This window comes from Robinsoniella sp. RHS, from assembly GCF_001029355.1.
In the GTDB taxonomy this organism is placed as follows: domain Bacteria; phylum Bacillota; class Clostridia; order Lachnospirales; family Lachnospiraceae; genus Robinsoniella; species Robinsoniella peoriensis.
This window is the reverse complement of the sequence record NZ_JNGB01000089.1, coordinates 1-13,693: the sequence shown is the minus strand read 5'-3', so window position 1 is coordinate 13,693 and position 13,693 is coordinate 1. Positions and strand designations below refer to the sequence as shown.

The window sequence follows — 13,693 nt, the reverse complement described above, 5'->3', positions numbered from 1 at the left end:
AGTTGGGTATAGAGGAAATAATTTCAAATCATACATCCCAGGCAGAATGAAAGTTTGATTGTATTATATTGTCAGAAATGTTATAATAATTGTAACAGTTAATAAGGAGTTAGGAATGGCATTTAGCCAATGAAAGGGAGGTATCTATATGTTCGGAAAAAAAGATACAGATAATAAACAGGACAGTGATCTGATTTTACTTCGTACGGCAAGTAACAATTATGAATTGGGGCTTATCGAAGGATTGCTGGAAGATAATCATATCCCATATTTGGTTCAGGACAGAGGCGTAGGCGGATATCTGAGAATCTATGCAGGGTCTTCCATTTATGGAACTGATATTATGGTGGGAAAAACGTATTTTGATCAGGCAAAAGCAATTATGGATGAAGTGGATTGGGATGAAAACAGTCAGATGACAGATGAAGAGCTTGGAAAGGCAGCAGAAGAAGCAACTGAGGAGCAGTAGTCTGCGGGAAGCGGGTATGTCAGAAACCAGCATGTCAGAAATCAGCATGTAAGTATGCTTATATCAAAAAGATAAGGAATTACGAATATAAAATAAGCAGAGTAGATAAGAGTGGAAAAGCACCCGGCTACTCTGCTTTTCCTGTTAACGGAGCTTCAGACGTTCTGCGATCCCCAGAGTGTGTCCGTACAGGAAAGGTTCTGAAAATTTTCTGTTAAAATATTGTATCAGCGGTCCCATAAAAAATGCGGTAATCAGAGTACCGATACCAATAGGAGCTCCGAAAGCGAATCCGATCAGAACGCAAATCAGATCCGTTGTAATACGGCATATTTTAAAAGGAAACCTGGTCTTTTCACAAAGAGTCAGGGCAATTGAGTCATATGTAGATACTCCCATATCAGCGGTAAAATAGAGAGAAGAAGCAAAGCACATGATCAGAATTCCTCCTGCCAGAAAAATACCCCGTGCAGGAATTCCAGGATTTTGAAATATTTGCTGCAGCAGATTTGAGAAAAAGTCAACAACAATGCCCATTCCAAACATGGTAAATATGGTTGCAAATCCAAATAAATGCCTGTTTAGAAACCAGATAATCGTAAATAACACGATGCTGATAATTGGAAAGATAACACCGTAACTGGAATGAAATAAGTTTGCCAAACCATTGCAGAATACGGTAAAGGGATCAGTCCCCCAGACAGCCATTTTAAATAGTCCAATGCTGAAGCCAACCAGAAATACTCCAACGATTGTCATACCGATTCTTTTCTTTTTATTTTTCATAATTATACCCTTGCATATTGCAGGCATGACTGCAATACTGCCACAATAAAACAGGTCGAAAGAATCACCCAGTGGCTTCCTTTCCATATATAAATTTCCTTCAACCTTTTCTTCTCCTTCTACAGGCAGTTATGTTTTCTGCCACAGTTTATTATAATTAAAAATGAAAGATTTGCAATGACAAAAAGTGATGATAACCTGTTTAAATGTTAGGATACTTCAAATTTCACCATCCAGGCACAGGATTCTTGAAGCTCATCACAGATAAAAAGAATTGTGTAATATTTATTTGCAATGTAGGAGGATACGTTATAGAATGAATTATAGCAGTACATGATTGGTAAGATAGGGCATAGATAAGAAGCTGATTGATGTTGTCGGATCAGGTTTAGTTAGTGAAGCAGAAAATATGGAGCGTTGGTTGTGTTAGGCTGATTTATGGATTAGTTTCAGGTGAATAGATGAAGGAGGATAATATACGATGAAAATGTCGGTTGTTTATTACAGTAAATCTGGCAGGACGAAGGAAATGGCGGAGATGATTGCAAAAGGCATGAGAAGAGTATCACAGGTAGAAACAGGAGTATTTGATATTGACCATGTTGATATGAAGTTTGTCCGGGAAAGCAGGGCTGTTGTTGTGGGGACACCTACTTATCATGCAAATCCCTGCTGGCAGATCAAAAAGTGGCTGGATGAAACAAGCAATACCTACCTCAAAGGGAAAATCGGTGCAGCTTTTGCAACTGCTGACTATCCACAGGGAGGTGCAGATATTGCTATTTCCACGATATTGATGCATCTCATGGTAGACGGTATGCTGTTATATTCCGGCGGTTCCACCCAGGGACAGCCTTTTATACATTTAGGGGCAGTGGCATTAAAAGAGAATTTTGAAGAAAGCAAGGCAGTTTTCGAAGTGTTTGGAACCAGAATAGCAGAAAAAACGAAAGAATTGTTTGAATGACAGGTATTTACGTAACCGGAGGATGGAAATATGGGACAGAAGGATGACAGAATCAGCTCAGATACCACATGGCTGGATATTGCAGTGGAACTTCAATTTATAGCACAGGCAGGATTGACGTATTCAAAGGATCACTTTGACTTGGAACGGTTTGAAAGAATCCGTGAAATTGCAGCCGAAATGGTCAGCCAAAAAAGCGGATTATCTATGGAAAAAGTAAAAGATTTATTCTGTAATGAGACCGGATTTCAGACACCAAAGCTGGATACCAGGGCGGCGATATTCAAGGATGGGAAAATACTTCTGGTGAAAGAGAAGAATGGAACCTGGTCACTGCCCGGCGGCTGGGTTGACGTAAACCAGTCGGTAAAATCTAATACTATAAAAGAAGTAAAAGAAGAGGCAGGTCTTGATGTTGTGGCGGTGAAACTGATTGCAGTCCAGGACAGAAACCTGCATAATCTACCGGTGTACGCATATGGAATCTGTAAGATCTTTATGTTATGCGAGGCTGTAGGCGGTACTTTTCAGGAAAATATAGAAACCATCGGAAGCGGATACTTTGGACTGGATGATCTGCCGAAACTTGCGGAAGAGAAAAATAACAGGGAGCAGGTGGAAATGTGTTTTCGGGCGTTTGCCGATGAGGCGTGGGAAGTGCCGGTTGATTAAAGATGAAACTAAAGAGCCATATGCAAAGCATGAGAGCCGATAATTTGTGAGGATATTGATATCATATTTCCCGCATACTATCGGCTCTTGCTTTATCTAAAATTAAGACGTTGCTTTAATTATGCATACAGTGTACAGGAGATCCTAATTTTTAAGAATATCAGTTTCTGGTTACTATTCTAAATAAAAATTTAAAACAACAACTTGTAGGTATGAGCATACAAGTTATATAATAAAAACAAGGAGGTGCCTATGACAGGTGAGAATGGAAAAACAAAATATTTTTCGTTAATGGAGCAGCTGAAAAATGATATTTTATCCGGCAGGATTAAACCCGGAGAGAAGCTGATGTCAGAAAATGAACTGTCAGAAACCTTTCAAGTCAGCAGGCATACAGTGCGTAAGGCACTTTCCATTTTAACGAATGAAGGGTATGTGACAGCGCAGCATGGACGTGGTACTTTTTGCTCGGAACGTATGGGACATCAGAAAAAGTCCAGGAATATTGCGGTAATTACTACTTATATTTCGGATTACATATTCCCAAGGTTGATCCAGGGTATAGACAAGGTGCTGACGGCAAACGGCTACAGCATTATGCTGAAGAATACAGGAAACAGTCGTGGAAATGAGGCAAAAGTACTGGAGGATATTCTGACAAAGGATATTGACGGATTGATTATTGAGCCCAGTAAAAGCCAGATTCTGTGCAGGCATATGAACTTGTATGGAATGCTGGATGAGTATGAAATACCGTATGTATTTATCCAGGGGCTGTATCCTCAGATGGAAGATAAGCCTCATATACTGATGGATGACTGTATGGGAGGGTATTTACTGACAAAGTATCTGCTGGATACGGGACACGTACATATTGCAGGTGTATTTAAGGCAGATGACAGTCAGGGAAAAGAACGCCACAAGGGCTATGTGAAAGCACTGAACGAGGCGGGAATACCCTATGACCCTGATATGGTGATCTGGTTTCATACGGAAGACAGGAAAAGCAAGCCGGTACTGATGGTGGAACGCATGGTCACGCAAAAGATTCCCCTGGATGCGGTGGTTTCTTACAATGATCAGATTGCCCTGGAAGTTATTAAGACACTGCGAAAAAGGAACGTACAAGTTCCCCGGGATGTATCCGTAACGGGATATGATAATTCTATTATATCCGAAAATGGGCTGGTTCCCCTTACGACTATTGCCCATCCACAGGAAAAATTAGGAGAGATGGCTGCAGAACTGCTGTTAGAGCAGATACGTAAGGTTCCCCCGGAAGAAAGCAGGGTGGAACGGCTGATTAAGCCCGAGTTAATTATAAGAGAATCTACAAAACAAAAAATATAAATTATTAAGGAGGATTATTAAAATGAAAGCAGCAAAAAATTACAAGTTTTGGTTTGCCACAGGATCACAGGATTTATATGGTGATGAATGTTTGAGAAAGGTAGCGGAGCACTCTAAAATTATTGTAGAGAGATTGAATGCATCTGGTTTACTTCCTTTTGAAGTGGTATGGAAACCAACTTTGATTACAAATGAATTAATCCGTAAAACATTCAATGAAGCAAATGCGGATGAAGAGTGTGCAGGTGTGATTACCTGGATGCATACGTTTTCCCCGGCAAAATCCTGGATTTTAGGACTGCAGGAATACAGAAAACCACTGCTTCATTTACATACACAGTTTAACCAGGAAATTCCTTATGACACCATTGATATGGATTTTATGAATGAAAACCAGTCTGCTCATGGAGACCGTGAATACGGACATATCGTAACCCGCATGGGGATCGAAAGAAAAGTAGTAGTAGGATATTGGGATGACGAAGCAGTGCAGAAACGTATTGCACAGTGGATGAGAACGGCTGTGGGTATTATGGAAAGCAGTCATATCCGTGTATGCCGTGTGGCTGACAATATGAGAAATGTTGCGGTTACCGAAGGTGATAAGGTGGAAGCACAGATTAAGTTTGGCTGGGAGATTGATGCTTATCCGGTAAATGAAATCGCAGAATATGTCCAGAATGTAACAGCAGGTGACATTGACGTATTAGTGGAAGAGTATTATGATAAATATGAGATGATATTAGAGGGCAGGGACCCCTTGGATTTCCGCAGACACATGGCGGTACAGGCAGGTATTGAAATTGGTTTTGAGCGTTTCCTGGAAGAGAAAAATTATCAGGCAATCGTAACACATTTTGGTGATCTTGGTTCTTTACAACAGCTTCCCGGACTTGCTATACAGAGGCTGATGGAAAAAGGCTATGGATTCGGCGGCGAAGGTGACTGGAAAACAGCAGCTATGGTACGTCTGATGAAGATTATGGCTGACGGCGTGAAAGATGCAAAGGGTACTTCTTTCTTAGAGGATTATACTTATAACCTGGTACCGGGCAAAGAAGGAATTTTACAGGCTCATATGCTGGAAGTTTGCCCGACGATCGCAGAAGGCCCGATTGGCATTAAAGTAAATCCGTTGTCAATGGGTGACAGAGAAGATCCGGCACGTCTTGTATTTACATCCAAAGAAGGAGCAGGAGTAGCCACTTCACTGGTTGATCTGGGGAACCGTTTCCGTCTGATTATCAACAATGTGAACTGTAAGAAAGTGGAAAAACCGATGCCTAAATTACCGGTAGCAACTGCATTCTGGACACCGGAACCAAATCTTGCAACAGGAGCTGAAGCATGGATTTATGCAGGAGGAGCACATCATACCGCATTTTCTTATGACCTGACAGCAGAGCAGATGGGTGACTGGGCAGCAGCGATGGGCATTGAAGCAGTTTATATTGATAAGGATACGAATATCCGTTCATTTAGAAGTGATTTACGTTTAGGAGAGGTTTACTACAGATAGAAATATGCGATGTGTACAAAATTTATAAAAATAAAGGAGAAATGTGGATAATGGAGAAAAAATATTCGATTGGTGTGGATTATGGAACACAATCAGGACGAGCGGTATTGGTTGACGTCACTAATGGGGAAATTCTGGCACAGGCAGTAAAAGAATATACCCATGGTGTTATGGATGAATTTCTTCCGGACGGAACAAAACTGGGTCCGGACTGGGCGTTACAGCATCCGGCTGATTATCTGGAAGTGCTGGAAATCACCATACCGGCTGTTTTAAAGGAATCGCAGATAAATCCGGCTGATGTGATCGGTATGTCCATTGACTTTACGGCATGCACCATTCTGCCGGTTGACGAAAAGGGAACACCTCTTTGTTTCCATGAAGATCTGAAAAAAGAACCTCATGCATGGCTGAAGTTATGGAAACACCATGCTGCTCAGGGGCAGGCTAATAAATTGAACCGGATTGCAGAGGAGAGGGGCGAAGATTTCCTTGCAAGGTATGGCGGTAAGATTTCTTCTGAATGGTTAGTACCGAAGGTTATGCAGATTCTGGATGAAGCACCGTATATTTATGATAAGGCAGCCAGAATTATGGAGGCAGCTGACTGGGTAACCATGCAGTTAACGGGAAAAGAAGCAAGGAACAGCTGTACTGCTGGATATAAGGCACTGTGGCATAAACAAAAAGGATATCCGGATAAGGAATTTTATAAAGCGCTGGATCCAAGAATTGAAAATCTGGTGGAAGAAAAACTCAGTACAGATATATATCCGCAGGGAGCAAAAGCAGGGGAATTAACCGAAGATATGGCATCCAGGATTGGTTTAAAAGCCGGAACTGCAGTTGCAGTCGGCAATGTAGATGCCCATGTTGCGGTACCTGCAGTTGGTATAACAGAGCCAAACAAAATGCTGATGATTATTGGTACTTCTACCTGTGACATTATGGTCAGTGAAGTGGAAAAAGTAGTACCGGGCATGTGCGGCGTTGTGGAAGATGGTGTTCTTCCAGGATTTTATGGCTATGAAGCAGGTCAGTCCTGTGTAGGCGATCATTTTGAATGGTTTGTGAAAAACTGTGTGCCAAAGGCTTACTATGATGAGGCTGAAGCAAAAGGTATGGGAATCCATCAGCTTCTTACTGAAAAAGCCAGCAAATTAAAAATCGGTGAAAGCGGACTCCTCGCACTTGACTGGTGGAATGGAAACCGTTCCTGCCTTGTTGATGTCGATCTGACCGGTTTAATGATGGGAATGACCCTGACAACGAAACCGGAAGAAATGTACCGTGCATTAATCGAAGCAACGGCTTATGGCAAAAATATGATTATTACAACTTTTGAAGAATCCGGAGTTCTGGTAGATGAACTGTATGCATGCGGCGGTATTTCCAAGAAAAACCCGATGATGATGCAGATCTATGCAGACGTAACCGGAAAAGAAATCTTTATCGGAGCATCGGATCAGTCTCCGGCACTTGGCGCAGCAATGTTCGGTGCGGTAGCGGCAGGTTCCAAAAACGGCGGATATGATTCCATTTTTGACGCAGCAAAGGTTATGGGTAAAGTAGAAGAGAAGACATATAAGCCGATTCCGGAAAATGTTGAGGCATATAAGAAACTTTACGCAGAGTTTAAGATTTTACACGATTACTTCGGACGCGGTGCAAATGATGTTATGAAGCGCCTGAAAACCATTAAAGCAGAAGCACGTAAGGAGAATTAAGATGTTAGCAGAATTAAAAAAAGAGATTTACCTTGCAAATATGGATCTGCCAAAATACGGGCTGGTTACTTTTACCTGGGGTAATGTAAGCGGAATAGACAGAGAAAAAGGATTATTTGTAATTAAGCCAAGCGGTGTTCCCTATGATGAATTAAAACCGGAAGACATGGTAGTAATGGATCTTGAGGGCAATAAGGTAGAAGGAAAATACAATCCTTCATCCGATACGCCCACTCATGTAGAATTATATAAAGCATTTCCGGAAATAGGCGGAATTGTGCACACCCATTCTTCCTGGGCAACCAGCTGGGCACAGTCCGGAAGAAGTATCCCATGCTATGGTACAACACATGCTGATTATTTCTATGGAGAAGTTCCATGCTTAAGATGCCTGAACAAAGACGAGATTGAAGATGCTTATGAAAAAAATACAGGACTTCTGATTACTGATTATTTTAAGGAAAATGATTATAAGGCTATGCCGGCAGTATTATGTAAAAACCATGGACCATTTACCTGGGGTAAAGACGGACATGAAGCAGTACATAATGCTGTGGTTTTAGAGGAAGTGGCAAAAATGGCAGCCCGTTGTGAACGCATCAACGGACAGGTAGAGCCGGCGCCACAGGAACTGCAGGATAAACATTATTACCGCAAACACGGCGAGGGTGCTTATTACGGTCAGGGAAAATAGAGTGTGGATGTAAAATTCTAAAATAGGAAAAAGGGCCTATGCTCAATGTCTGGTGGAAGGACGTTGGGGACAGGTCCTTTTTTGAGTTTACTAATTACTAACCACAAAGTGCCTTTCCAGCAAATCACCTAAAATATTCCAATGCTGATTGTTCCAAACCCCCTGATATGTTAATATAAACCTATAAATAAATTTCTGCAAATTTTTTTATTTACCATGCAATAAAACAGCTACCACAGGCATTAACTAAATAGAAAGGGAAAGAGACAATCTTATACAGGTGAATTACGAATGATTCTATTTTGTTTAATTCCGGAAGAGCAAAATGAAAATCAACGGCTGGGTCAGATTGTGAAAGAAGAGTTATTTATTCAGATTGCAGAGGGAGATATGCAGGCGTTAGAGACGATGTATTACCAAACTTACAAGGCAGTCTATGGATTTATTTTATCGATATTGAAGAATCAGTATGATGCAGAGGATATATTGCAGGAGACATATATCAAGATCAAAACAGGAGCGCATTTGTATAAGCCTCAGGGAAAGCCCCTTGCCTGGATATTTACCATTGCAAGAAATCTCTCTTATATGAAGATTCGAAAAGATAAAAATACTCAGACATCACCTTATGAAGAGCTTGAGAATATGCTGGACTTTTCAGCAGTAGAGGATAAGGAAAATAAATTATTACTGGAAGCAGCGTTTTCCATTTTAGGGGATGAAGAGCGGCAGATTATTATTCTGCATGCCAATACCGGGATGAAACACCGGGAAATTGCAGCCTTACTGAAACTCCCCCTTTCTACAGTACTGTCTAAATATAACCGCGGAATGAAGAAACTACGAAATTACATAGAAGGGAGGATGTCTTAGATATGCAAAAGATCGAGCAAGGATTGAAACAAGCAGTAGAAGACATTACTCCTGACGTTTTTAACAAAGTGGCAGCATCTGAAGATGAGAAGCTGCAAAAAGAAGAATGGCTGCTGGATGAACCAAAATCCTGGCAGAAAATTCATTTGGCTTTTAGAGGCGCAGCAGCGTTAGCAGCCTGTCTGATTCTTATATTGGGTATCCGTATTTTTTGGAACAATCAGATTGATTCTACAATTGATATTGATGTCAATCCAAGTGTTGAGATTCAGACAAACCGTAAGAATCTGGTTAAGGAGGTAAAGGCTCTCAATAAAGATGGTGAAATTATAATAGCAGATATGAATCTTAAGAATGTGGAGTTAAACACAGCTGTGAATGCGTTAATTGGCTCTATGGTGAGAAAAGGCTATATAACAGAGGTGAATAATTCTATTCTGGTATCCGTGGAAAACAAAGACACAAAGAAAGCAGATGAAATCTGTCAGTCTATTGTAGGAGACATCAGGCAGGTACTGGATAAAAAAAATATCAAAGGGGTCATCTATAACCAGGAGATTACAAGCAGTGAGGAAATATCTGGTCTTGCGCAGCAATATGAGATTTCCCAGGGTAAGGCGGCATTTTTATTAAAGCTGATCAAAAAAGATCCGGAACTGAAAATGGAACAGCTGGCAAAAATGACCATGCAGGAGATTGCCCAGCTGATCAGGATTAGGAGCATCGATATTTCAGATATGGCAGGATATGAATCCGATGAATCTATTTTAGAAAATGTGGAAGATATCATTGAAGAGAGTAGTGATTCAAGAAGCACCGGGAATAAGCAGAAAATGCAGAAGAGAGGATCCGATCAGAGAGATGGGGGTTACCGGGATAATGATTCAGACGATGAGGATGACATAGATGATAGGGACGATGAGGATGATTTATATAATGATCCGGACGACTTAAATGATGATGCATATGATTTCGATCAGGATTTGGAGGATTTGAATGATGACGCAGACGAATTAGATAACGATGCAGAAAACCTGAACCGCGATGACGAAAACTGGGATGACGAGGACCTGGATGAACGATCCGATGATTTAGACGATGACGATGAACCAGATAATGACGATTGATAATGGAGGTAAATAATTATGTTGAAGAAAAAGATGGCAAAAACAGTGATTTTAATGGGATGTACATTTCTGATGATGGGAGCAACAGCATTAGCGGCACCGAAACCGCGGCAGATTATGATTGAAGGTGGCAATAATGTTATGCGGGTAGGTAAGACCATGGATCTGGACAGCGAAATTCTCCCGGGGAAAGCAAAAGTAAGAGACCGTAACATTATATGGACCAGCAGTGATCCCAAAGTAGTTAAAGTGCTGGAAAAAAGAGATGATGATACGAAAGTAAAAGCTATGAAAACTGGAGATGCAGTCATTTCGGTCAAAATTAAGAATACAAAGTTAAAAGCAGATTTCCAGATTACGGTACAGAATAAGACAAAAGGAGTTTCTGTAAAAAAACAGGAAGATAAGATTGATGGTTACCGCAAACAGTATAAAAAAGTGTTCAATAATATTAAGAAAACAAACGTTGAAGCGGATGCGTTAACAGCGAGACAGCAATATTTGAATTTTGAACGGGAACTGGATGCCATTGACCGAAAGGCAGACCGTTTAGATGACCAGATAGAAGATGCTTATCATGAGGGGAAACTTTCCTATAGCCAGATGAAGTCTCTTGAGAGAAAGTTAGATAAATTGGAAGATTACAAAGACAGTATAGAAGATTATCTGGAAGATAAGTATGAGCTGATAAATGAAAGATATGACGATTAAGTCGGGTAGATATATAACAAAAAGCAAAAAAAGAATGACTTTAATGTATGTGTGTGGTAAAATATGACCTACAGATCAACAGGAATATTTATAGGAGAAATGTACGATGAGTAAATATAATCCTCTTTGGGAATACGTTAAAGAAACTGACAGTCCATCATTAAAGCTGACGTTTGAAGAAATTAAAAACATTGCAGGAATTGAGATAGATCACTCTTTTTTGAATTATAAAAAAGAACTAACGGAATATGGATATCAGGCAGGTAAAATTTCTTTAAAAGAAAAGACGGTAATTTTCAATAAAATTGATTGAGAAATGATTTTGCTGGAGAAATGATACGGCTGCGGGATCGGTGTCTGTAAACTGCAGAAACTGGATTTATGACTATGGAAAATGTAAATACCGTTGTTCCCGGTTAAGGGAATAGCGGTATTTTTATTGAATAAAAATATTTTTGAAATTACTGTAACGAATCGTGTATTTGTGTAACTTATAGACAGGAGGTGAAAGTGTGAAAGAAAAATCGCTTTCACACTGATGAGTTGGGAATAGCACAAGCCTGCTTGAGCTATTCATGGGTTAAGTTTGAAAGATAATTTTACGAAAGGAAGCGATTCTGCCCAGTACTTTCAAACTGTTTGAATGGGCGGTCTTGGTGGATGAGATGGATAAGCAGAGTATGGAGCAGATATATGAAAATAATGTGAAAGCAGTTTATAAATATTTGTTCTGCCTGACCCATAATGCTGACATTTCTGAGGAGTTGACCCAGGAAACTTTCTATCAGGCTACAAGAGGAATTGAAAAGTTTCGGGGTGACTGTAAAGTATCGGTCTGGCTGTGCCAGATTGCAAAAAGGCTTTGGTACCGGGAACTGGGAAGGCGGCAAAAACAGCAGGTATCTGTTAATGAACTGACAGAAGAGATACCGTCATATGAAAACATTGAAAATGATTATTTGCTGAATATTGAAAAAGTAGAGCTTTTTAAACAGCTGCATCATTTTGATGAACAGACCAAAGAAGTGATATATTTAAGGCTTACCGGGGAACTGAGTTTTGCAGAGATAGGAGACATACTTGGGAAATCAGAAACATGGGCAAGAGTAACTTTTTACAGAGGAAAACAGAAATTAGTGAAAGGAAGAAAAGAATGGGACAAAAAATAGATTGTGAAATTGTAAGGGATTTGCTGCCTAATTATATAGAACATATGACTGGCAGGGCAACGAATGAGAGTATCGAAGAACATCTGGAAGGATGTACAAAGTGCAAAGAAATCTATCTAGAGATGCGTGAAGAAATACAGGTAGAGACTGCTCCCGAGGTTAAGAACTTTAAGAAGTATCTGGGATGGACACAACTCAGGTATATCACAGGGGGGCTGGCAGGCCTTGGCTTCATTGGCATTATCGTGTGTATGATCGTAAATTTCGCCATCGACGGAACATTTACCTGGTCGCTGATTGTAGCAGGAAGCGTAGTATTTGCATTGGCCTGCGGGTATGTATTAGTTAAATCAAAAAAATATAAACCAGAGAAGACGCTGTTATGTATTACCGTACTCATTATACCGTTACTGATGATTATTCAATATACACTAAAGGATTTTAGCGTTGAATATACAGGAGCCTGGCTATGGAGACTGGGTGTTCCGATCACCTGTGTGTGGCTGGTAATTGTCTGGGTGACTGATCTGGCGATTCGGCTTTTCCATTTCAATATCTGGCATAGTCTGGCATTTCTGACATTACTTGGCATACCGGGAAATATAGTTACCAACACCTTGAGCAATGCCTATGTCCTGGCAATGCAGGGAACAAAAAATTCATCCATCGGAGTTATTGTAATAAATAGTTTGTCAAGCCTGATTTTGGTGGTTATTTTCTGGATCGCTGGGAACTGGTACCGGAATAAAAAGAAAGCAGCAGGAAAAAAAGCGTAGAAAACTTTTGACAAGAAAATTCAGTTGTGGTAGTTTAATAGAATGACACAGCAGATCATGCTGCAAATACGCTTTTGAGTGGAGGAGACTATGAAAATTGGAGTTCGTGCCCATGACTATGGGAAAATGGAGATCGAAGAACTGGCAGAAGTACTGCACAAAGAGGGCTATCAGGCAGCCCAGCTGGCGCTGCCAAAGGCTTTTAAAGGAATTGAACAATACAGTGATATAAGCCTGAAGCATCTGGAGAGAATCCGCAAAGCATTTGAGGAGCATCAGATTGAAATTCCTGTATTTGGCTGTTATATGGATCTTGGAAACCCGGATGAGGAGATTCGCGCCAACGGGGTGCAGAACTTAAAAATGTGCCTTGCTTACAGTAAAGAAGTAGGAGCAAAGGTGGTAGGTACAGAAACGGCTTATCCTCACCTGAGCAAAGAACAAAAGAAAATCTGGTACCCATTCATGATGGACAGCATAAAACGCGTTATGGAAGAAGCGCAAAAGCTGGATGTAAAACTGGCAGTAGAACCGGTATACTGGCATCCGTTGGAAAATGTGGAAGCAGTGTTGGATGTGATTGACCAGGTACAGGACAGTGAGCATCTGCGTCTGATTTTTGATGCTTCTAATCTCCTGGAATTTCCGGAAAATACGGATCAGGAGAAATATTGGAGCCAGTGGTTGGATAAAATTGGCGGATACATAGATGTGATGCATATTAAAGATTTCACACTGGATGATAACCGTGCATACGTTCCTGCCAGATTGGGAGAAGGCATAATTGCTTACGATACCATCATTCAATGGCTGAGACAAAATAAMCGGATATGTATCTCCTCAGAGAAGAGAT

15 protein-coding genes are annotated in these 13,693 nt (G+C 40.6%); 14 read left to right on the top strand and 1 reads right to left on the bottom strand.

What is annotated here, in order from left to right:
• Positions 1-148: 148 nt before the first annotated feature.
• Positions 149-469, top strand: a complete 321-nt coding sequence (locus RHS_RS22590) for a DUF2007 domain-containing protein (RefSeq protein ID WP_063837261.1) — start codon at positions 149-151, stop codon at positions 467-469.
• Positions 470-613: 144 nt separating this feature from the next.
• On the opposite strand, the gene RHS_RS22585 is transcribed toward RHS_RS22590, so the two are convergent.
• Complete coding sequence (locus tag RHS_RS22585; RefSeq protein WP_083267305.1) at positions 614-1,342, bottom strand: YitT family protein; 729 nt, start codon at positions 1,340-1,342, stop codon at positions 614-616.
• Positions 1,343-1,736: 394 nt separating this feature from the next.
• Between RHS_RS22585 and RHS_RS22580 the strand changes: the two genes are divergently transcribed.
• From RHS_RS22580 to RHS_RS22520, 13 genes are all read left to right on the top strand, one after another.
• Entirely contained in the window at positions 1,737-2,222 is a 486-nt protein-coding gene (locus RHS_RS22580; RefSeq protein ID WP_047834437.1) for a flavodoxin domain-containing protein, read from the top strand.
• A gap of 30 nt (positions 2,223-2,252) precedes the next feature.
• On the top strand, positions 2,253-2,894 hold the full coding sequence (locus RHS_RS22575) for an NUDIX hydrolase (protein WP_044289697.1): 642 nt from the start codon (positions 2,253-2,255) through the stop codon (positions 2,892-2,894).
• Positions 2,895-3,146: 252 nt separating this feature from the next.
• Entirely contained in the window at positions 3,147-4,244 is a 1,098-nt protein-coding gene (locus tag RHS_RS22570; protein ID WP_044293887.1) for a GntR family transcriptional regulator, read from the top strand.
• Positions 4,245-4,266: 22 nt separating this feature from the next.
• On the top strand, positions 4,267-5,763 hold the full coding sequence (gene araA / locus RHS_RS22565; protein WP_027296265.1) for an L-arabinose isomerase: 1,497 nt from the start codon (positions 4,267-4,269) through the stop codon (positions 5,761-5,763).
• A 50-nt stretch (positions 5,764-5,813) separates the two neighbouring features.
• Positions 5,814-7,490, top strand: a complete 1,677-nt coding sequence (gene araB / locus RHS_RS22560; protein WP_047834436.1) for a ribulokinase — start codon at positions 5,814-5,816, stop codon at positions 7,488-7,490.
• Between the two features lies 1 nt (position 7,491).
• Positions 7,492-8,184: an L-ribulose-5-phosphate 4-epimerase gene (locus RHS_RS22555; RefSeq protein WP_044293888.1), complete on the top strand. Its 693-nt coding sequence runs from the start codon at positions 7,492-7,494 to the stop codon at positions 8,182-8,184.
• A gap of 291 nt (positions 8,185-8,475) precedes the next feature.
• Positions 8,476-9,057 (top strand): RNA polymerase sigma factor, encoded by a 582-nt coding sequence (locus RHS_RS22550; RefSeq protein ID WP_027296269.1) that lies wholly within the window; start codon positions 8,476-8,478, stop codon positions 9,055-9,057.
• A 2-nt stretch (positions 9,058-9,059) separates the two neighbouring features.
• Positions 9,060-10,184, top strand: coding sequence for a hypothetical protein (locus RHS_RS22545; RefSeq protein ID WP_395023376.1), 1,125 nt, complete (start codon positions 9,060-9,062; stop codon positions 10,182-10,184).
• Positions 10,185-10,202: 18 nt separating this feature from the next.
• Positions 10,203-10,895: an Ig domain-containing protein gene (locus RHS_RS31680; protein ID WP_395023374.1), complete on the top strand. Its 693-nt coding sequence runs from the start codon at positions 10,203-10,205 to the stop codon at positions 10,893-10,895.
• A 106-nt stretch (positions 10,896-11,001) separates the two neighbouring features.
• On the top strand, positions 11,002-11,208 hold the full coding sequence (locus RHS_RS22535; protein ID WP_027296271.1) for a hypothetical protein: 207 nt from the start codon (positions 11,002-11,004) through the stop codon (positions 11,206-11,208).
• A 352-nt stretch (positions 11,209-11,560) separates the two neighbouring features.
• The gene (locus tag RHS_RS22530) at positions 11,561-12,064 is read left to right on the top strand and encodes a sigma-70 family RNA polymerase sigma factor (protein WP_047834435.1); all 504 of its coding nucleotides are present in this window, start codon (positions 11,561-11,563) and stop codon (positions 12,062-12,064) included.
• Entirely contained in the window at positions 12,049-12,840 is a 792-nt protein-coding gene (locus tag RHS_RS22525) for a zf-HC2 domain-containing protein (protein WP_047834434.1), read from the top strand. Before RHS_RS22530 ends, RHS_RS22525 begins: the two co-directional genes overlap by 16 nt.
• A 90-nt stretch (positions 12,841-12,930) precedes the next feature.
• The coding region (locus RHS_RS22520; RefSeq protein ID WP_395023371.1) for a sugar phosphate isomerase/epimerase family protein at positions 12,931-13,693 on the top strand (763 nt) is incomplete at its 3' end.

What these genes read in the sequence shown, in the direction of transcription:
- RHS_RS22590 (WP_063837261.1), top strand. Translation starts at nt 149, where the DNA reads ATGTTCGGAAAAAAAGATACAGATAATAAACAGGACAGTGATCTGATT.
- RHS_RS22585 (WP_083267305.1), bottom strand. Translation starts at nt 1,342, where the DNA reads ATGGAAAGGAAGCCACTGGGTGATTCTTTCGACCTGTTTTATTGTGGC.
- RHS_RS22580 (WP_047834437.1), top strand. Translation starts at nt 1,737, where the DNA reads ATGAAAATGTCGGTTGTTTATTACAGTAAATCTGGCAGGACGAAGGAA.
- RHS_RS22575 (WP_044289697.1), top strand. Translation starts at nt 2,253, where the DNA reads ATGGGACAGAAGGATGACAGAATCAGCTCAGATACCACATGGCTGGAT.
- RHS_RS22570 (WP_044293887.1), top strand. Translation starts at nt 3,147, where the DNA reads ATGACAGGTGAGAATGGAAAAACAAAATATTTTTCGTTAATGGAGCAG.
- araA (WP_027296265.1), top strand. Translation starts at nt 4,267, where the DNA reads ATGAAAGCAGCAAAAAATTACAAGTTTTGGTTTGCCACAGGATCACAG.
- araB (WP_047834436.1), top strand. Translation starts at nt 5,814, where the DNA reads ATGGAGAAAAAATATTCGATTGGTGTGGATTATGGAACACAATCAGGA.
- RHS_RS22555 (WP_044293888.1), top strand. Translation starts at nt 7,492, where the DNA reads ATGTTAGCAGAATTAAAAAAAGAGATTTACCTTGCAAATATGGATCTG.
- RHS_RS22550 (WP_027296269.1), top strand. Translation starts at nt 8,476, where the DNA reads ATGATTCTATTTTGTTTAATTCCGGAAGAGCAAAATGAAAATCAACGG.
- RHS_RS22545 (WP_395023376.1), top strand. Translation starts at nt 9,060, where the DNA reads ATGCAAAAGATCGAGCAAGGATTGAAACAAGCAGTAGAAGACATTACT.
- RHS_RS31680 (WP_395023374.1), top strand. Translation starts at nt 10,203, where the DNA reads ATGTTGAAGAAAAAGATGGCAAAAACAGTGATTTTAATGGGATGTACA.
- RHS_RS22535 (WP_027296271.1), top strand. Translation starts at nt 11,002, where the DNA reads ATGAGTAAATATAATCCTCTTTGGGAATACGTTAAAGAAACTGACAGT.
- RHS_RS22530 (WP_047834435.1), top strand. Translation starts at nt 11,561, where the DNA reads ATGGATAAGCAGAGTATGGAGCAGATATATGAAAATAATGTGAAAGCA.
- RHS_RS22525 (WP_047834434.1), top strand. Translation starts at nt 12,049, where the DNA reads ATGGGACAAAAAATAGATTGTGAAATTGTAAGGGATTTGCTGCCTAAT.